This is a genomic window from Actinacidiphila yanglinensis (genome assembly GCF_900107965.1).
Lineage (GTDB): Bacteria > Actinomycetota > Actinomycetes > Streptomycetales > Streptomycetaceae > Actinacidiphila > Actinacidiphila yanglinensis.
In genome coordinates this window covers 54,028-71,105 of the sequence record NZ_FNVU01000009.1, presented here as the reverse complement: position 1 = coordinate 71,105, position 17,078 = coordinate 54,028, and the positions used below count along the sequence as shown (strand labels likewise).

The following is a 17,078-nucleotide window of genomic DNA, read 5'->3' as shown; positions in this document are numbered from 1 at the left end:
CGGGCCCGGGATGCGGCACGTCGGACAGGGACGCCCGCACAGCTCGACGGCCCGTCAACGTGTGATGACGGCACAACGATCCGTCAGCCTACCCCGGGCACGACCGGGCTCAGGCCGCTGGTCCGCACCTCGGGACGTATCTCACATCTGCCTGGTAAGTACCGCTGCCACCAGCAGAAACGCCTTTCGCACCGGTCCCGTTGACCGTGGATCGGGGATGGCGGCGAGCCGCCTCCGGGCGGCTTTCTGGCGGCTTCCGGTCAGCGCCGGGTGCCACTCAGGGCGAAGTTGACCGATCGCTCACGCTCGGCCCATTCGCTGTCCAGTTCGACGGATTGGAGCAGCGCGCACTCCACGTCGTAACCGCCCTCGGTCAGCGCTCTGCTGATCGCCTCGGCCTCGTCCCGGTTGCCGGCCGCGGTGACGATCCGCTCCGGCCGGCGGGCCGCGCAGGCGGCGGCGACCTCCGGGTCGGCGGTGCCGATCCGGACCACGTCGGGTTCGGGCAGGTCCTCCAGCGCGGCCGGCGCGGGGCCGTGCACGACCTGGAGTTGCACCCCGGTGCGGCGCGCGGTCGCGGTGATCCAGTCGCAGGCGTCGCCGTCGCGGTCCACCGCGATGACCGCGGCGCCGAAGCCGGCCGCCTCCACCGCGAGCGAGCCGTCGGCGGCGCCGATGTCCCACACCAGGTCCCCGGGTCTCGGGCCGAGCCGGGCGAGTTGGAAGGCGCGTAGTTCCGCCGGGAGGTGGCCGCCGTACTCCGCCGCGGGCAGCGCCCAGCCGCGGGTCCGGCCGGGGAAGCCGGGGTCGCGGCCGGCGATCCAGCCGCCGCCGGAGTGGGTGGCGGGGCCGCCGAGGGCGGCGACGCCGTGCCCGCGGGCGGAGATGCCTCCCACCACCAGCACGACGTTCGGGTCGCGCCATATGTGGTCGGCGACCTTGTCGGAGGTGAGCACGGTCACCTCCTCCTGCTCGGTGCCGAGCGCCTCGCAGATCACGAAGGTACGGTGCACCCCGTTGAGCATCAGCGCGAGTTCGGCCGGGCCGGCGCCCGGCGCGGTGAGCACGGCGACCTTCGCGTTCGCGCGGCAGACGTTCACCGCGCGTCGCAGGGTGCGGCCGGTGGCCACGACCACGCGGGCGTCGTCCCAGGGCATCCCGGCGCGGGAGAAGGCCCGCGCGACCGCGGAGACGGCGGGCACGACCTCGACCTCCAGGCCGAGTTCGGGTGCCCGCAGCGCGCGGACGACGCCGAAGAAGCCGGGGTCGCCGTCGGCCAGCACGACCGCGGTGCCGCGGTGCCCGGCGATCCGGCGCGCGGCGATGTCGATGCTGCCCAGCACGATCTGCTCGGCCCCGCCGGGCACGTACGGCAGTGCCAGGTGGTGCCGGGTGCCGGCCACGAGCGTGGCGGCGTCCAGGGCGGCCCGTGCCGCACCGGACAGCGGAGATCCGTCCCATCCGATCACGGTGACGCGGTCGGCCATCGTCGTGTGCCTCCATGGCGTGTGAGCGTCCCGGCTACGAACCCTAACCTCCCGGTCGGGTCAGGCCATCCGCAAGGCTCCCGCACCGAAGGGGTCGGCCGGGTAGTCGAGGTCCTCGCGCAGCAGGCTCCACACGAGCAGGTCGGCACGGATGTCGGTCCAGGCGCCTGCGGGGTCGCCGTCGGGGCGGGTACGGACGATCCCGGCGCTGCGCAGCACCCCCTCGCTGACACAGCCGATCTTCTGGGCGACCTGCTGCGAGGCGGTGTTGTCGGCGGCGGTGCGCAGCTCGACCCGTTCGAAGCCCTGTTCACGGAAGAGCCAGCGGCATACGGCGAGCGCGGACTCGCAGGCGTATCCCTCGCCGCGGGCCCAGTTGGCGGTGAGGTAGCCGGCCTCGGTGCCGCGGATGCGCCAGTCGGTGTGCTGGAGGGTGACGGTGCCGACCAGCCGCTGGGTGAGCATCTCGGTGACGGCCAGCACCAGGCCGCGGCCCTGCTCGCGCTCGGCGGGCGCGGTCCGGGTGACGAAGTCGAGCGCGTCGGCCTCGGCGTAGGGCTGGGGCACGTTCGTCCACGCCGCGATCAGGTCGTCGTTCATCATCTCCACGAGAGAGGGGATGTCGTCCTCGTCGTACGGGCGCAGCACCAGCCGGTCCGTACTGAGTGAGATGTCCGGAAAGGTGGAGATCATTCGTGCTCCGTAACCAGGGCATGGGTGGATTGCACAGCATGCAGTATCCCGTCCCGGGTGGACCGGGCAGGGTCGGCGCGTGCGGCGGCGCGGCGCGGGCGGACGCACCGGGGCGCGGGTGAACTCGCCCCCAGCGTACGGGGAATGGCCGGGGAACAAGGTGTCCCACCGTTCGGTCCTGGTATCCGTGAACGTCATCCGATCCTGCTACCGTCAGCCCGCGTGAGAGTGCACCACGCAGCAGGAGTCGGCTATCAGCGGGCCGCGGGGGTCTACGAGCGCTCCCGGCCCTCCTATCCGCTCGCGACCCTTGCCGCCATCGCGGACGCCCTGCCGCTGGAGCGTGGCCGCACCGTGGTCGACCTGGGCGCCGGCACCGGCAAGTTCACCCGGCTGCTGGCGCTGACCGGGGCCGAGGTGCTCGCGGTGGAGCCGGTGGCGGAGATGCGGGAGCGGCTGGCGGAGCTACTGCCGGGGGTGGCGGTGTCGGCGGGTACCGCGGAGGACACCGGGCTGCCGGCGGGGTGCGCGGACGCGGTGGTGGCGGCGCAGTCCTGGCACTGGTTCGAGGCGGACCGGGCGCTGGCGGAGGTGGAGCGGCTGCTGCGGCCCGGCGGGGCGCTGGTACTGGTGTGGAACACGTACGACACGTCGGTGCCGTGGGTGCGGGACTACCAGGACATCTACTTCCGGCTGGCGCCGCGCGACCTGCCGAGCCCGCCGCTGACCTCCGGCCCGGGCCGGGCGGGCGACGCGGGAACGGCGGCGGACACGGCGGTCGACCTGGCGGCGGACGCGGCGGCGGACGCCGGGCCGGGCAACGGGTGGCGCGAGGTGTTCGCCGCCCGCCCGGGCTGGGGCGCGATCGAGGAGCGGCACTGGCCGAACCCGCACTCGACCACCGTCGCGGACGTGGTGGAGCGGATGATGTCCTCGAGCCACATAGCCGTGCTCGACCCGGCCCGGCAGGAGCGGGTGCGGGCGGAGCTCCAGGAGGTGCTGGGCTCGCACGACGCGACGCGGGGCAGCGGGGCGATCGACATGCCGTACACCACGGACGTCTACTGGGCCCGGCGCGTCTGAAGCGGAGCCGGCGGCCGTCCGCACCCCGCCACCCCGTGACCTTGTGCCGTCGCGTCGTGGCGTCGCGGTCGTGGCTGCCGCCCGGGAACCCGGCGGCGGGGGCGGGTCGGCGCCCGTAATACAGTCATCGCATGCTCGATTGGCTCATCTGGACGGTCGCCGTGCCGGCGCTGGCGCTCGCGGCGTGGTGCGGCTGGGCGGCGTACCGCGACTCGGCGACCAAGGACTGGCACTTCGCGGGGATGGCCGTGGTCACCCTGCTGGTGGTGGTCCAGCTGGTGGTGTCGATCGCGCAGCTCGCCCGGGGGGACCGGCCGGAGCACGGGATGGCGGTGTTCCTCCCCTACCTGATCGGCGCGGTCTGCGCGATACCCGCCGCCGCGCTCATGTCGCTGGAGGAGCGGACGCGTTGGGGCTCGGCGATCGTCGCGGCCGGCGGGGTGATCCTGGCGGTGCTCGAACTGCGGCTGCACCAGATCTGGGGAGCGGGACATGGCTGAGGGCAGTACCGAGAACGCGAGTGAGGGCACGAACGTGACGACATCCCGGCAGGCGCCGGCCGCGGCGCCCCGCTCCGCGCAGGCCCGCACGGAGCACACCGGCTCCGAGGCGGCCCCGGCCGCCGGTGAACCCGAGGCCGCACCGTCCGCGAAGGCGAGGATCGGGACCGGGCCCGGGCGGCTGCTGCTGTCGCTGTACGGGGTGTTCACGGTGGCGGCGCTGTCCCGCTCGATCGTGCAGCTGAGCACGAAGTACCACGAGGCGCCGCTGGCGTACGTGCTGTCCGGGGTGGCCGGAGTGGTCTACGCGGTGATCACGCTCGCGCTGTGGCGGGGCGGGGAGACGGCCCGCAGGGTGGCCCTGGTGTCCTGCTCGGCGGAACTGCTCGGGGTGATCACCGTGGGCATCTGGACCGTCGTCGACTCGTCGGCGTTCCCCGACGCGACGGTGTGGTCCGACTTCGGCATCGGCTACGTGTTCCTGCCGATCGTGCTGCCGGTCACCGGCCTGCTGTGGCTGCGCCGCTCCGCCCGGCAGGGGGCGGAGACGGCTCGGTCGCAGCAGACCGGGACCGGAGGCGCGTAGCTCAGGCGGTGGCCGCGTAGTTGCCGGCCCGGGCCGGCGGCTCGGGCGCCGACTTCTCCATGTACACCAGGCTGAGCCGGCGGTTGACCGGCTCCGCGGCGCCCACCTGCTCGTAGCCGAGCTTGCGGTACATCCGCAGGTTCACCTGGCTGCGGTGGCCGGTGAACAGGCGGTAGCGCTTGGCCTCGGCTTCGGCGGCGAGGCGGTCCTCGAGTGCGGCGAGCAGCCGGCCGCCGAGGCCGTGCCGCTGCATCCGGGGGTGGACTATGAGCTTGCCGATGCGGGCGGTGCCGTCGTCGTCGACGGCGCCGCGTACGGAACCGACGACCTCCTCGCCGAGCCGCGCCACGAGGACGGTGCCTCCGGCGAGTTCGGCGCGCAGGTCGTCCAGGGTCTGGGTGAGCGGTTCGATGGTGTAGTCGCCGTAGAGCTCGGCTTCGCCCTGATAGCACAGGTACTGGAGTTTCAGGATCTTCTCGGCGTCGCTGTGGTTCGCCGTAGAGATGGTCACGCTCATGCCCATGTCGCGCGGGCCTCCCCTTCGAAATCCGTCCGGGCAGGTGAGGGTGTGGTACGCGCCCGGAACGTGTGCCTGTGCGGAGTTGATACGAATGTGCGCTCGATGTCGCCTCCGCTGGCGCCGATGATCGCACAAACGAACCGATCGGGTACCGCTGCCGCGGCGCCCGTCCCAGTGCCGCCGGGGCGGGCCGGAGCCACACCGGGACGTCGACTGTTTACCGTGCATTACCCCGTCCCACCGGGGATTCAACCCTCGAATTCAGCACCGTTCGGGGGGAGTACGGGCGGCACCCGGAAGGACGGCGGCCGCACAGCGCTGTGAGATTCCCAACTCCCGCCCGTTCCGCGGGAAGCGGCGGGGTCCGACGGGACCCCGCGGCACCCGTCGCGGCCTGCGCCAACGCGTGGTGTCGGGTGGGTGAACCCGGCGTGCGCCGGCGCCGCCCGCGGAAGTATCGTCGAAGCGTACGGGCCGGTAGGGTCGGTCCGGCAGGTAGTCGTCCGTACGAGCCCGGAGGGGTCCGTTGTCCCGCATGTCCCGCAGCGTGCTGAAGGCGATTCTGCTGGTCCTGATGCGTGTGCTGTACCGCCCGGTGGTGGAGGGCGTGGAGCACATCCCGGCCGAGGGGCCGGTGATCCTGGCGGGCAACCACGTCACCTTCATCGACTCGCTGTTCCTGTCGCTGGTGGTGGACCGGCAGGTCTACTTCATCGGCAAGGACGAGTACGTCACCGGCAAGGGCTTCAAGGGCCGGCTGATGGCGTGGTTCTTCACCACCTGCGGCATGATCCCGGTCGACCGCGACGGCGGCCACGGCGGTGTGGCGGCCCTGATGACCGGGCGCCGGGTGCTGGAGGAGGGCAGGATCTTCGGCATCTACCCCGAGGGCACCCGCTCCCCCGACGGCCGCCTCTACCGCGGCCGCACCGGCATCGCCCGGCTCGCGCTGATGACCGGCGCCCCGGTGATCCCCTTCGCGATGATCGGCACCGACAAGGTGCAGCCCGGCGGCACCGGCATGCCGCGGCTGGCCCCGGTGAAGGTCCGCTTCGGCACCCCGCTGGACTTCTCCCGGTACGAGGGCATGGACCGCGACCGGTACGTGCTGCGCGCGGTCACCGACGAGGTGATGTCGCAGGTGATGCACCTCGGCGGCCAGGAGTACGTCGACATCTACGCCACGAAGGCCAAGGCCGCCTGACCACGGCCCCGCTGCCGGCACCGGGCGCCCCCGTGAAGCCCTGGCTCTTCCTCGACGTCGACGGCCCGCTCAACCCGTATGCCGGTGAGGCGCCGGACCTGCTGCCCCGCGGCTACGCCCTGCACCGCCTGCGGCCGGCCCACTGGCCCGCGGAACTCCCGCCCCTGCCGGTCTGGCTCAACCCCGGACACGGCGGGCAACTGGCCGAGCTGGCCGACCTGTTCACCCTGGCGTGGGCGACCACCTGGGAGGACGAGGCGAACACGCTGATCGGCCCGCTGATCGGGCTGCCCGAACTGCCGGTGGTGCACTGGCCGGAGCTGCGCGAGGCGCCCGCGGGCGGGATGTTCTGGAAGACGGAGTCGCTGGTGCGGTTCGCCGGCGGGCGGCCCTTCGCCTGGGTGGACGACGAGATCGGCGCCGCCGACGACGCGTGGGTGCGCCGGCACCACCCGGCGCGGGCACTGCTGCGGTGGATCGACCCCCGGGAGGGCCTGAGCGCCGCCGATGTCGCGACGCTCGGCGAGTGGGCGCTCACCCTCGGCTGACATCGCGGCCGTTTTCCGGGAACTGGCGGGCGGGCCCCGACGTCACTTGGGCAAAGGGCGCGCGACGGAGGAGGTCCGGTGGTCGTAGGTGCGATGCGGCGCGGAAGATGGGCGGCCGCGACCGCGGGGCTGGTGGTGGCGGCCGTACTCGGCACGGGCGGCTGCGCAGCACCCTCGGGCACGGACCACGGCGGCGGCCGGGAGCCCGGCCCGCACGGCGCGTTACCCCAGGCGGCTCCGGCCGGCCTGCCCGGCAGCGCGCCCGCGGACGACGAGTCCTGCCACCCGCTGGAGAGCTACCGGCCGCAGGGCTCGATGCCGCAACCCGGGCACATGCCGTCCGGCAGCACCATGGCCGCGATCGTCAAGCGCGGCCGGCTGATCGCCGGGGTGGACCAGAACTCCTACCTCTTCGGCTACCGCAACCCGCTCACCGGGGAGTTGGACGGTTTCGAGATCGAGCTGCTCAAGCGGATCTCGACCGCGCTGTTCGGCTCGCCCGACCGGATCCAGTTCAAGACGATCTCCTCCAACGCCCGGCTCGCGGTGCTCCAGCCCGACAAGACGACCCACCGGTCGTCCGTGGACATCGTCATCGACTCGATGACGATCAACTGCGACCGCTGGAAGTCGGTGGCGTTCTCGACCGACTACATGGACGCCGGCCAGCGGGTGCTGGTGCCCAAGTCCTCGACCGCGACGTCCATCGACGACCTCGGCGGCAAGCGGGTGTGCGCCGCCTCCGGCACCACGTCCATCGACACCCTCAAGGGACTGAAGAAGCATCCGGTGGTGCCCGTGGCGGTCAAGGACTGGACGGACTGCCTGATGCTGATGCAGGTCGGCAAGGTCGACGCGGTCTCCACCGACGACACGATCCTGATCGGGCTGGCCGCGCAGGACCCGAACACCAAGCTGATCGGCCCGCGCTTCACCAAGGAGCCGCACGGCATCGCGATGCGCAAGGACCAGACCGACCTCGTCCGCTTCGTCAACGGGGTGCTGCAGCAGATGCGGCAGGACGGCACGCTGACCGGCCTGGAGAAGCAGTGGCTGGGGGCGGACGCGAAGTCCTTCGTGCCGCCCCCCGGCCCTTCCTACAAACCGGAGTGACCCGGTCTACTGCCCGGCACCGCCGGGACCGGTGCCGCGCTTGGCCGTCGCCCAGGCGTGCTGGGCGGCCAGGTCGGCCTTGACCTCGGCGAGTTGCACGGCCACGGCCGAGGGCGCGGTGCCGCCGCGCCCGTCGCGGGCGGCGAGCGATCCCCGCACGTTGAGCACCTCGCGGACCTCCGGGGTCAGATGCGCGGAGATCTTCGCGAACTGCTCGTCGGTGAGCTGGTCGAGCTCGATGCCCTCGGCCTCGCACACCTTGACGCACTCGCCGGCCACCTCGTGCGCGACCCGGAAGGGCACGCCCCGGCGGACCAGCCACTCGGCGATGTCGGTGGCCAGCGAGAAGCCGGCCGGGGCCAGCTCCGCCATCCGCTCCTCGTGCACCGTGAGGGTGGCCATCATGCCGGTGAACGCCGGGAGCAGCACCTCCAGCTGGTCGCAGGAGTCGAAGACCGGCTCCTTGTCCTCCTGGAGGTCCCGGTTGTAGGCCAGTGGGAGCGCCTTGAGGGTCGCCATCAGGCCGGTGAGGTTGCCGATCAGGCGGCCGGACTTGCCGCGGGCCAGCTCGGCGATGTCCGGGTTCTTCTTCTGCGGCATGATCGAGGAGCCGGTGGAGAAGGCGTCGTGCAGGGTCACGAAGGAGAACTCCTTCGTGTTCCAGATGATGATCTCCTCGGCGATCCGGGACACGTTGACCCCGATCATCGCGGTGATGAAGGCGAACTCGGCGACGAAGTCCCGCGCGGCGGTGCCGTCGATGGAGTTGCCGGCGCTGCCGTGCTCGAAGCCGAGGTCGCGGGCGACCGCCTCCGGGTCCAGACCGAGCGACGACCCGGCCAGCGCGCCGGAGCCGTACGGCGAGACCGCGGTGCGCTCGTCCCACTGCCGCAGCCGCTCCGCGTCCCGGGACAGCGCCTGGGCGTGGGCGAGGACGTGGTGGGCGAAGAGCACCGGCTGCGCGTGCTGCAGGTGGGTGCGGCCGGGCATCGCCGCGTCCGGGTGCGCCTCGGCGAGGCCGACCAGCGCGTCCTGGAGCTCGGCGATCAGGCCGCCGATGATCCGGGCGTGGTCGCGCAGGTACATCCGGAAGAGCGTGGCGATCTGGTCGTTCCGGGACCGGCCGGCCCGCAGCTTGCCGCCGAGGTCCGGACCGATCCGCTCCAGCAGCCCGCGCTCCAGCGCGGTGTGCACGTCCTCGTCGGCGATGGTGCCGGTGAAGGTGCCCGCGGCCACGTCGGCCTCGAGGGTGTCCAGCCCGGCGATCATCCGGTCCAGCTCGTCGGCGGTCAGCAGGTCCGCCCGGTTCAGCACCCGGGCGTGCGCCCGGGAACCGGCGATGTCGTACGGCGCGAGCCGGAAGTCGAAGTGCACGGACGCCGAGAGCTTCTCCAGCGCGGCCGACGGCCCGTCGGCGAACCGCGAGCTCCACAGCTTGCCGCTGCCGCTGCCGCCCGCGCTCACTGCTCGAGGTCCCGCTTGGCGGCGATCTTGCTGGACATGCCGAACAGCTCGATGAAGCCCTTCGACATCGACTGGTCGAAGCTGTCGCCGGTGTCGTAGGTGGCGAGGTTGAAGTCGTACAGCGACTCGTCCGACCGCCGGCCGCTGACGACGGCCCGGCCGCCGTGCAGGGTCATCCGGATGTCGCCGGACACGTGGCTGTTCGCCTCGGCGATGAAGCCGTCCAGCGCCCGCTTGAGCGGGGAGAACCACAGGCCGTCGTAGACCAGCTCGCCCCAGCGCTGCTCGACCTGCCGCTTGTAGCGGGCGAGCTCCCGCTCGACGGTGACGCTCTCCAGCTCCTGGTGGGCGGTGATCAGCGCGATCGCGCCGGGGGCCTCGTAGATCTCCCGGGACTTGATGCCGACCAGCCGGTCCTCGACCATGTCGATCCGGCCGATGCCCTGGGCGCCGGCCCGGGTGTTGAGCTGCTGGATCGCCTCCAGGACGGTCACCTCCTGGCCGTCGATCGCGACCGGGACACCCTGCTTGAAGGTGATGACGACCTCGTCGGCCTCCCGGGGGGCGGCCGGGTCCTGGGTGTACTCGTAGATGTCCTCGATCGGCGCGTTCCAGATGTCCTCCAGGAAGCCCGTCTCGACGGCCCGCCCGAAGACGTTCTGGTCGATGGAGTACGGGGACTTCTTGGTGGTCGCGATCGGGAGGTTGTTCGCCTCGCAGAAGGCGATGGCCTTGTCCCGGGTCATCGCGTAGTCGCGGACCGGGGCGATGCACCGCAGGCCGGGCGCGAGCGAGGAGATGCCGGCCTCGAAGCGGACCTGGTCGTTGCCCTTGCCGGTGCAGCCGTGGGCGACGGTGTCGGCGCCGTGCTTGCGGGCGGCGGCGACCAGGTGCTTGACGATGGCCGGCCGGGAGAGCGCGGAGACCAGCGGGTAGCGGTCCATGTACAGCGCGTTCGCCTGGATCGCCGGCAGGCAGTACTCCTCGGCGAACTCGTCCTTGGCATCCGCGACCTCGGCCTCGACCGCGCCGCACGCGATCGCGCGCTTGCGGATCACGTCCAGGTCCTCGCCGCCCTGGCCGACGTCGACCGCGACGGCGATGACCTCGGCGCCGGTCTCCTCGGCGATCCAGCCGATGGCGACGGAGGTGTCCAGGCCGCCTGAGTAGGCGAGTACGACGCGCTCGGTCACGGGTCTCTCCTTACGATGCATTCTCTGTCTGGCATAAGTATGCACTGCGGCGCATGAAACGTCAAAGGGGCAGGTCTGCGCGCTGTCGGGGGGGTGCGGGTCGTGCGCGGAAGGGGTTGCTAGCCCTCGCCCTGGGCGAGGCGGAGGAGGTGGTCCGCGAGCTTCTGGCCGCCCGTGGGGTCACGGGAGATGAGCATGACCGTGTCGTCGCCCGCGAGGGTGCCGAGGATGTCGTAGACCTCGGCCTGGTCGATGGCGGACGCCAGGAACTGGGCCGCGCCGGGCGGCGTGCGGACGACCACGAGGTTCGCCGACGCCTCCGCGGAGATCAGCAGCTCGGCGGCGAGCCGCCGCATCCGCTCCTCCTTGACCGACTCCCCCAGCGGCGCCTGGGGGGTGCGGAACCCGCCCTCCGAGGGCACCGCGTAGATCAGCTCACCGTCGTTGGTGCGGATCTTGACCGCGCCGAGCTCGTCGAGATCCCGGCTGAGCGTCGCCTGGGTGACGCTCAGCCCGTCGTCGGCGAGCAGCTTCGCGAGCTGGCTCTGCGACCGCACCGGCTGCCGCCCCAGCAGGTCCACGATCCTGCGGTGACGTGCGGTACGGGTCTGCGGGACTGCCTGGCCCCCGCCTTGCGCTTGCGGCTCGCTCATCGCGTACGGATCTCCGTCATTCTCCCGGTCGGTCGGCCTGTGCGGCCCGGTACACCTCGTCGAGCACGCCCGGCAGCGCCTGGAGGAACGCGTCGGTCTCCGCGTCGCCGACGACGAGCGGAGGCGCCAGCCGCACCACGTCGGGCACGGCCGCGTTCACCAGGAAGCCGGCGTGCTGGGCCGCCCTCTCGACTGCGGCGGCCAGTGGCTCGGTGAGCACGATACCGATCAGCAGGCCCGCACCGCGCACATGATCGACCAGCGGGTGTTGCAGCGCCTCCACGCCCTGGCGCAGCTTCTCGCCCTGCCGCTTGGCCTGGTCGACCAGGCCCTCGGCCTCGATGGTGTCCAGCACGGCCAGCGCGGCGGCGCACGCGACCGGGTTGCCGCCGAAGGTGGTCCCGTGGGTGCCGGGCGTGATCAGGTCGGCAGCCGGGCCGAAGGCGACCGTCGCGCCGATCGGCAGCCCGCCGCCGAGCGCCTTGGCGAGGGTGACCACGTCGGGCTCCACGCCCTGCGCCTGGCACTCGAACCAGTGGCCGGTGCGGCCGATGCCGGTCTGCACCTCGTCCAGCACCAGCAGCGTGCCGGTGGCCGCGGTGATCTCCCGGGCCGCCCGGAGGTACCCGGCGGGCGGCACCACGACGCCGTACTCGCCCTGGATCGGTTCGAGCATCACCATCGCGGTGTCCGTGCTGACCGCGGCGCGCAGCGCGTCCACGTCGCCGAACGGCACGTGGGTGACGTCGCCGGGCAGCGGCGCGAACGGGTCGCGCTTGGCGGGCTGCCCGGTCAGCGCGAGGGAGCCCATGGTGCGGCCGTGGAAGGCGTTCTGCGCGGCGACCACATGGGTGCGGCCGGTGAGCCGGCCGATCTTGAACGCGGCCTCGTTGGCCTCGGCGCCGGAGTTGGCGAAGAACACCCGCCCGGGCCGGCCGAACAGCTTCAGCAGCCGCTCGGCGAGCGCCACGGTCGGCTCGGCGAAGAAGTGGTTGGAGATGTGGCCGAGCGACCCGATCTGCCGGGTGACCGCGTCGACCAGGGCCGGGTGGGCGGTGCCGAGCACGTTGGTGGCGATGCCGCCCAGGAAGTCGAGGTACTCCTTGCCGTCGGCGTCCCAGAACCGCACGCCCTCCCCGCGGACCAGCGGCAGCCGCGGCACGCCGTAGCTGTTCATCAGCGCGCCCTGCCAGCGCTGGGCGAGGTCCTCGTTGGCGGTCACAGTGCTCCCCCTTCTGCGGTGTCCGGAATGGCGACGGGGTCGGGGACGATCATGGTGCCGATGCCCTCGTCGGTGAAGATCTCCAGCAGGATCGAGTGCTGGACCCGCCCGTCGATGACGCGGGCGGTGGTCACGCCGTTGCGTACCGCGTGCAGGCAGCCCTCCATCTTCGGCACCATGCCGCTGGACAGGGCGGGCAGCAGCTTCTCCAGCTCCGTGGCGGTCAGTCTGCTGATCACGTCGTCGCTGTTCGGCCAGTCCTCGTACAGGCCCTCGACGTCGGTGAGCACCATCAGCGTCTCGGCGCCGAGCGCGGCGGCGAGCGCGGCCGCGGCGGTGTCGGCGTTGACGTTGTAGATGTGGCCGTCGTCGTCGGCGCGGGCGATGGAGGACACCACCGGGATCCGGCCGTCCGCGAGCAGCGCCTCGATCGCGCCGGTGTCGATCGCGGTGATCTCGCCGACCCGGCCGATGTCCACCGGTGCGCCGTCGATCGTCGGGTAGTGCTTGACCGCGCTGATCGTGTGGGCGTCCTCGCCGGTCAGGCCGACGGCCAGCGGGCCGTGCTGGTTGAGCAGGCCGACCAGTTCGCGCTGCACCTGCCCGGCCAGCACCATCCGGACCACGTCCATCGCCTCGGGCGTGGTGACCCGCAGCCCCGCCTTGAACTCGCTGACCAGGCCGTGCCGGTCGAGCTGCGCGCTGATCTGCGGGCCGCCGCCGTGCACCACCACCGGCTTCAGCCCGGCGTGCCGCAGGAACACCACGTCCTGCGCGAACGCCGCCTTCAGCGCGTCGTCCACCATGGCGTTGCCGCCGAACTTCACCACCACGGTCTTGCCGTGGTGCCGGGTCAGCCAGGGCAGCGCCTCGACCAGGACCTGGGCCTTGGGCAGCGCGGTGTGCTTGCGCGGGATGCCGCCGGGCCGGGAGTTCGGGTCCATGTCCGTCGTCGCTTCCGTGGTCGCGTCCGTGGTCGCGTCCGTCTCCGTGTGCGTGTCGGTCATGAGCTGTACGCGCTGTTCTCGTGGACGTAGTCGGCCGTGAGGTCGTTGGTCCAGATGACGGCGGAGGCGTCCCCGGCGGCGAGGTCGGCGGTGATGACGACCTCGCGGAAGCGCATGTCGACCAGGTCGCGATCCTCGCCGACCGAGCCGTTGCGGCACACCCACACCCCGTTGATGGCGACGTTCAGGGCGTCGGGCTCGAACGCGGCGGAGGTGGTGCCGATCGCGGACAGCACCCGGCCCCAGTTCGGGTCCTCCCCGTGCACCGCGCACTTGAGCAGGTTGTTGCGGGCGACGGAACGCCCCACCTCGACGGCGTCGTCCTCCGTCGCGGCGTTCACCACCTCGATCCGGATGTCCTTGGCCGCGCCCTCGGCGTCGCCGATCAGCTGCCGGGCCAGGTCCGCGCAGACCGCGCGCACCGCCTCGGCGAACGCGTCGTACTCCGGGACGACGCCGGACGCGCCCGAAGCGAGCAGCAGCACCGTGTCGTTGGTGGACATGCACCCGTCGGAGTCGATCCGGTCGAAGGTCTGCCGGGTCGACTCCCGCAGCGCCTTGTCCAGGGTGCCCGCGTCGAGATCGGCATCCGTGGTCAGCACCGCCAGCATCGTGGCCAGACCCGGCGCGAGCATCCCCGCGCCCTTGGCCATCCCACCGACGGTGAAGCCGGACGGGCCGGTCGCGACGGACGTCTTGTGCACGGTGTCGGTGGTCTTGATGGCGATGGCGGCCTTCTCGCCGCCGTACACGGACAGTTCGGCCGCGGCCGCGTCGATGCCCGGCAGCAGCTTGTCCATCGGCAGCGGCAGGCCGATCAGCCCGGTCGACGCGACCGCGACCTCGCCCGCGCTGTGCCCCAGCACCTCCGCGACCCGCTCCGCGGTCGCGTGCGTGTCCTGGAAGCCCTTCGGACCCGTACAGGCGTTGGCGCCACCGGAGTTGAGCACCACCGCGGTCACGGCGCCGCCCTTGACGACCTGCTCCGACCAGAGCACGGGAGCTGCCTTCACCCGGTTCGAGGTGAAGACGCCCGCGGCGGCGCGGCGCGGGCCGGCGTTGACCACGAGGGCCAGGTCCGCTCCGCCGCTCTCCTTGATCCCGGCGGCGACCCCCGCCGCCGTGAACCCTTTCGCTGCCGTCACACTCACGCCTTGCTCCTGTTCTCCACCGGGGCTTCCGCCCGGGAGACGACCTCGCTCACGGTGCCACTCCGATCGTGGACAGTCCGGTGCCCTCGGGCAGGCCGAGGGCGATGTTCATGCTCTGCACGGCGCCGCCGGCCGTGCCCTTCGCCAGGTTGTCGATCGCGCTGATCGCGATGACGCGGGCGGCGTCCTCGTCGTAGGCGACCTGGATCTGGACGGCGTTGGAGCCGTAGACCGAGGCGGTCGCCGGCCACTGGCCCTCGGGCAGCAGGTGGACGAACGGCTCGTCGGCGTACGCCTTCTCGTACGCGGCCCGCACGTCAGCCGCGCCCACCCCGGGCCGCGCCTTCGCGGAGCAGGTGGCGAGGATGCCGCGGGGCATGGGCGCGAGCATGGGCGTGAAGGACACGCCGACCCGGCGCCCGGCGACGGCGCTGAGGTTCTGGATCATCTCGGGGGTGTGCCGGTGGCCGCCGCCGACGCCGTACGGGGTCATGGACCCCATCACCTCGGAGCCGAGCAGGTGCGGCTTGGGTGCCTTGCCCGCGCCCGACGTGCCGGACGCGGCGACGATCACCGCCTCGGGCTCGACGAGCGCGGCGCCGTAGGCCGGGAAGAGCGCGAGCGACACGGCGGTCGGGTAGCAGCCGGGCACCGCGACGCGCTTGGACCCCTCCAGCGCGGCGCGGGCGCCCGGCAGCTCGGGCAGCCCGTACGGCCAGCTGCCCGCATGCTCCGACCCGTAGAACCGCTCCCAGTCGGCGGCGTCCGTGAGCCGGAAGTCGGCGCCCATGTCGACCACGAGCACGTCCTCGCCCAACTGCCGTGCCACGGCGGCGGACTGGCCGTGCGGCAGGGCGAGGAAGACCACGTCGTGCCCGGCCAGCACCTCCGCGGAGGTCGCGTCGAGCACCCGCTCGGCCAGGGGCACCAGGTGGGGCTGGAGCGATCCCAGCCGCTGCCCGGCGTTGCTGTTCCCCGTCAGCGCCCCGATCTCGACGTCGGGATGCCCGACGAGCAGCCTGAGCAATTCCCCGCCGGCATACCCACTGGCCCCGGCCACCGCCACCCGCACAGTCATCGACTCCTCCTTCGAGAGCATGACTATACGGCGGCCTGCACTTTTATGCAATGTTTCCCCGCCCGATGCCCTGCCCGCCCGAGCCCTACCCGCCCCCACCCCGAATACGCGGAGCGACCACGCGAAGGGACCCGCGCATACCACTGGCGCTGGGGGCACCTCCCAGCCGCCAGGCCGGAGGAGGAACTGCGCTCCCCCAGAGCTCCGCCCGGGAGGTGCCCCCGACCCACCACCGGCGGGTGGTCCCTCAACTGCCGGAACCGCCCACCCCGGCGGGTCGGGGCACCCCGCCCCGCGGCAAAAGCAGGGGCGTGCCCAGCAGCAGCACCCCGGCGAGCGCGACCGCCGCACGGGGCCCGGTGAGATCCGCCAGCAGACCCCACACCGCCGTCATCGCCGCGATGATCGCGCTGCTGCTGACCGACCACGCGGACAGCGTGCGCACGACCCGGTCCGGGTCGGTGAGGGTGAGCCGGTAGGTGGCCAGCAGCGGGTTGAAGACGCCGCAGCAGGTCACCAGCCCGAACTGGACGACGACGATGAGCACGATCCCCGGGACGCCGGGCCCGACGAAGGCGAGCCCGATCGGCCAGCACGCCCGCAGTGCTCCCGCGGCGACCATCACCCTGTGCTGCCCGAACCGCGCCGCGAGCGGGCGCGCCGCGCGCGAGCCGATGAGACCACCGGTGCAGGGAAGGGCGAACGCGAGGCCGTACTGCCACGGCGCGAACCCGAAGTGGCCGAGCAGCAGCACCGCGAGCAGCGGCTCGGACACCATGATCAGGCCGTTGACGGTGAGCGCGTTGAGGAACAGCGGGCGCAGCACGGGGTGGCCGAGGATGTGGCGCCATCCTTCGAGCAGGTCGCCGGCGCGCAGCCGCCGCGCGCCGGCCGGCCCCGGGTGCGGTTCGGTGCCGCCGATGGCGCGCAGGCCCAGCGCGGAGAGCAGGTAGCTCGCCGAGTCCGCGAGCACCGTCGTCAGCGGGCCGAACATCCCGATCGCGGCCCCTCCGAGCGGCGGCCCGACCACGCTGGAGGTCCACATCGTCGTCTCGAACCGGCCGTTGGCGACGATCAGGTCCTCCGCCGGCACGAGCGCATTGAGGTAGGCGCCGCCGGCCGAGGTGAAGGCGATGTTCGCCGCGGAGACGACCACGGAGACCGCGAGGAGCTGGGCGAAGCCGAGCCGGTCGAGCGCGTACGCGGCCGGGACGCTCGCCAGCGCCGCGCACCGGATCAAGTCCATCGCCACCATCACCGGCCGCTTGTGACGGAACTCCAGCCACGGACCGAGCGGGACCGCCAGCACCGCCCCGACCGCCCGCCCCACAGCGGCCAGCGCCGCCACCTGCGCGGGCCCGGAGTGCAGGACGAGGACCGCGATCAGCGGGAACGCGCCGTACCCGAGCCAGGTGCCGTACGAGCTGACCGCGAACGACGCCCACAGCCACCCGAACCGCCTCCCCAGCGTCCGCCCACCCGCCATACCGCACGCACCTCTCGCCGCACCGGACCCCCGTGCGCCGGCCAACCCGCACGCCGGCCACCGGCCACCGGCATCAAAGCGACCGGCGGG

17 protein-coding genes are annotated in these 17,078 nt (G+C 72.6%); 6 read left to right on the top strand and 11 right to left on the bottom strand.

The window, feature by feature from the left end:
• Window positions 1–260: 260 nt before the first annotated feature.
• Both cbiE and C4U44_RS21415 read right to left on the bottom strand, forming a co-directional pair.
• Window positions 261–1,487, bottom strand: coding sequence for a precorrin-6y C5,15-methyltransferase (decarboxylating) subunit CbiE (gene cbiE / locus C4U44_RS21420; protein ID WP_103887563.1), 1,227 nt, complete (start codon window positions 1,485–1,487; stop codon window positions 261–263).
• 60 nt (window positions 1,488–1,547) lie between these two features.
• A complete protein-coding gene (locus C4U44_RS21415) occupies window positions 1,548–2,180 on the bottom strand; it encodes a GNAT family N-acetyltransferase (RefSeq protein WP_103887561.1) in 633 nt (210 codons plus the stop codon).
• Window positions 2,181–2,402: 222 nt separating this feature from the next.
• Between C4U44_RS21415 and C4U44_RS21410 the strand changes: the two genes are divergently transcribed.
• The 3 genes from C4U44_RS21410 to C4U44_RS21400 all read left to right on the top strand — a co-directional run bounded on the left by C4U44_RS21410 (window position 2,403) and on the right by C4U44_RS21400 (window position 4,349).
• A complete protein-coding gene (locus C4U44_RS21410) occupies window positions 2,403–3,263 on the top strand; it encodes a class I SAM-dependent methyltransferase (protein ID WP_235032243.1) in 861 nt (286 codons plus the stop codon).
• Between the two features lie 131 nt (window positions 3,264–3,394).
• Window positions 3,395–3,763 carry a hypothetical protein gene (locus C4U44_RS21405; RefSeq protein WP_103887557.1) on the top strand — a complete coding sequence of 123 codons (369 nt, stop codon included), beginning with the start codon at window positions 3,395–3,397 and terminating at the stop codon, window positions 3,761–3,763.
• Window positions 3,756–4,349: a hypothetical protein gene (locus C4U44_RS21400; RefSeq protein WP_407642871.1), complete on the top strand. Its 594-nt coding sequence runs from the start codon at window positions 3,756–3,758 to the stop codon at window positions 4,347–4,349. The genes C4U44_RS21405 and C4U44_RS21400 overlap by 8 nt, the downstream gene beginning before the upstream one ends.
• Before the next feature lies 1 nt (window position 4,350).
• Here the strand turns inward: C4U44_RS21400 and C4U44_RS21395 are convergent, their stop codons facing one another.
• Complete coding sequence (locus C4U44_RS21395; RefSeq protein WP_103887555.1) at window positions 4,351–4,872, bottom strand: GNAT family N-acetyltransferase; 522 nt, start codon at window positions 4,870–4,872, stop codon at window positions 4,351–4,353.
• 532 nt (window positions 4,873–5,404) lie between these two features.
• Here C4U44_RS21395 and C4U44_RS21390 point away from each other — a divergent pair.
• The 3 genes from C4U44_RS21390 to C4U44_RS21380 all read left to right on the top strand — a co-directional run bounded on the left by C4U44_RS21390 (window position 5,405) and on the right by C4U44_RS21380 (window position 7,734).
• Complete coding sequence (locus C4U44_RS21390) at window positions 5,405–6,073, top strand: lysophospholipid acyltransferase family protein (RefSeq protein WP_103887554.1); 669 nt, start codon at window positions 5,405–5,407, stop codon at window positions 6,071–6,073.
• A 32-nt stretch (window positions 6,074–6,105) separates the two neighbouring features.
• Window positions 6,106–6,621: a hypothetical protein gene (locus tag C4U44_RS21385; protein WP_103887552.1), complete on the top strand. Its 516-nt coding sequence runs from the start codon at window positions 6,106–6,108 to the stop codon at window positions 6,619–6,621.
• 93 nt (window positions 6,622–6,714) lie between these two features.
• On the top strand, window positions 6,715–7,734 hold the full coding sequence (locus tag C4U44_RS21380) for a glutamate ABC transporter substrate-binding protein (protein WP_235032242.1): 1,020 nt from the start codon (window positions 6,715–6,717) through the stop codon (window positions 7,732–7,734).
• A gap of 6 nt (window positions 7,735–7,740) precedes the next feature.
• Here C4U44_RS21380 and argH read toward each other — a convergent pair whose 3' ends face one another.
• From argH to C4U44_RS21340, 8 genes are all read right to left on the bottom strand, one after another.
• A complete protein-coding gene (gene argH / locus C4U44_RS21375) occupies window positions 7,741–9,198 on the bottom strand; it encodes an argininosuccinate lyase (RefSeq protein WP_103887550.1) in 1,458 nt (485 codons plus the stop codon).
• The gene (locus C4U44_RS21370) at window positions 9,195–10,391 is read right to left on the bottom strand and encodes an argininosuccinate synthase (RefSeq protein WP_103887548.1); all 1,197 of its coding nucleotides are present in this window, start codon (window positions 10,389–10,391) and stop codon (window positions 9,195–9,197) included. The genes argH and C4U44_RS21370 overlap by 4 nt, the downstream gene beginning before the upstream one ends.
• Before the next feature lie 119 nt (window positions 10,392–10,510).
• Window positions 10,511–11,044, bottom strand: coding sequence for an arginine repressor (locus C4U44_RS21365; RefSeq protein ID WP_103887546.1), 534 nt, complete (start codon window positions 11,042–11,044; stop codon window positions 10,511–10,513).
• Between the two features lie 16 nt (window positions 11,045–11,060).
• Entirely contained in the window at window positions 11,061–12,221 is a 1,161-nt protein-coding gene (locus tag C4U44_RS21360; RefSeq protein ID WP_235032259.1) for an acetylornithine transaminase, read from the bottom strand.
• A gap of 41 nt (window positions 12,222–12,262) precedes the next feature.
• Window positions 12,263–13,210 (bottom strand): acetylglutamate kinase, encoded by a 948-nt coding sequence (gene argB / locus C4U44_RS21355; protein ID WP_103887783.1) that lies wholly within the window; start codon window positions 13,208–13,210, stop codon window positions 12,263–12,265.
• Window positions 13,211–13,269: 59 nt separating this feature from the next.
• Entirely contained in the window at window positions 13,270–14,424 is a 1,155-nt protein-coding gene (argJ, locus tag C4U44_RS21350; protein ID WP_103887542.1) for a bifunctional glutamate N-acetyltransferase/amino-acid acetyltransferase ArgJ, read from the bottom strand.
• Window positions 14,425–14,473: 49 nt separating this feature from the next.
• A complete protein-coding gene (gene argC, locus C4U44_RS21345) occupies window positions 14,474–15,502 on the bottom strand; it encodes an N-acetyl-gamma-glutamyl-phosphate reductase (protein ID WP_103887782.1) in 1,029 nt (342 codons plus the stop codon).
• 247 nt (window positions 15,503–15,749) lie between these two features.
• The gene (locus C4U44_RS21340) at window positions 15,750–16,988 is read right to left on the bottom strand and encodes an MFS transporter (RefSeq protein ID WP_103887540.1); all 1,239 of its coding nucleotides are present in this window, start codon (window positions 16,986–16,988) and stop codon (window positions 15,750–15,752) included.
• Between the last annotated feature and the right edge of the window lie 90 nt (window positions 16,989–17,078).

Excerpts from the sequence above, each read along its gene's own strand:
- cbiE (WP_103887563.1), bottom strand. The coding sequence starts at position 1,487 with ATGGCCGACCGCGTCACCGTGATCGGATGGGACGGATCTCCGCTGTCC.
- C4U44_RS21415 (WP_103887561.1), bottom strand. The coding sequence starts at position 2,180 with ATGATCTCCACCTTTCCGGACATCTCACTCAGTACGGACCGGCTGGTG.
- C4U44_RS21405 (WP_103887557.1), top strand. The coding sequence starts at position 3,395 with ATGCTCGATTGGCTCATCTGGACGGTCGCCGTGCCGGCGCTGGCGCTC.
- C4U44_RS21400 (WP_407642871.1), top strand. The coding sequence starts at position 3,756 with ATGGCTGAGGGCAGTACCGAGAACGCGAGTGAGGGCACGAACGTGACG.
- C4U44_RS21395 (WP_103887555.1), bottom strand. The coding sequence starts at position 4,872 with ATGGGCATGAGCGTGACCATCTCTACGGCGAACCACAGCGACGCCGAG.
- C4U44_RS21390 (WP_103887554.1), top strand. The coding sequence starts at position 5,405 with ATGTCCCGCAGCGTGCTGAAGGCGATTCTGCTGGTCCTGATGCGTGTG.
- C4U44_RS21380 (WP_235032242.1), top strand. The coding sequence starts at position 6,715 with ATGCGGCGCGGAAGATGGGCGGCCGCGACCGCGGGGCTGGTGGTGGCG.
- C4U44_RS21365 (WP_103887546.1), bottom strand. The coding sequence starts at position 11,044 with ATGAGCGAGCCGCAAGCGCAAGGCGGGGGCCAGGCAGTCCCGCAGACC.
- C4U44_RS21360 (WP_235032259.1), bottom strand. The coding sequence starts at position 12,221 with ATGAACAGCTACGGCGTGCCGCGGCTGCCGCTGGTCCGCGGGGAGGGC.
- argB (WP_103887783.1), bottom strand. The coding sequence starts at position 13,210 with ATGGACCCGAACTCCCGGCCCGGCGGCATCCCGCGCAAGCACACCGCG.
- argC (WP_103887782.1), bottom strand. The coding sequence starts at position 15,502 with ATGACTGTGCGGGTGGCGGTGGCCGGGGCCAGTGGGTATGCCGGCGGG.
- C4U44_RS21340 (WP_103887540.1), bottom strand. The coding sequence starts at position 16,988 with ATGGCGGGTGGGCGGACGCTGGGGAGGCGGTTCGGGTGGCTGTGGGCG.